Raw genomic sequence first — 391 nt, 5'->3', positions numbered from 1 at the left:
GACCGCGACCAAGTAGCCGCGGGCGTCCTCGGCATAAAAAGGGCCCCGCACGCCGACCAAAGCATGCGGGGCCAAGAGAGACAAACTGTTTGCCGTCGGGCTGACGTCCGTCAGGCGGCGACCGCTTCTTCGACTCGCGGCTGCGCGGTGGCGGCCGGCGCCGCCACGTCCTGCCGGATCAGGTGGTCGAACGCGCCGAGCGACGCCTTCGCCCCTTCGCCGACCGCGATCACGATCTGCTTGAACGGCACCGTCGTCACGTCACCGGCCGCGAACACGCCCGGCACCGACGTCGCGCCGCGCGCATCGACGACGATCTCGCCGTGCTTCGACAGTTCGACCGTGCCTTTCAGCCATTCGGTGTTCGGCACGAGGCCGATCTGCACGAACA

1 protein-coding gene is annotated in these 391 nt (G+C 68.5%); it reads right to left on the bottom strand.

Going from position 1 to position 391, the window contains the following annotated elements; all coding sequences use genetic code 11:
* Positions 1-110: 110 nt before the first annotated feature.
* Positions 111-391: FAD-dependent oxidoreductase (locus tag AAEZ03_RS26150; RefSeq protein WP_350582661.1), on the bottom strand; the 281-nt coding region annotated here is incomplete at its 5' end.

It is taken from the genome of Pseudomonas sp. HY2-MNA-CIBAN-0224, from assembly GCF_040310285.1.
Classification (GTDB): Bacteria; Pseudomonadota; Gammaproteobacteria; order Pseudomonadales; family Pseudomonadaceae; genus Aquipseudomonas; species Aquipseudomonas helleri.
Note: the sequence above shows the minus strand (reverse complement) of the source record. Positions and strands in the feature narration are given on the sequence as shown.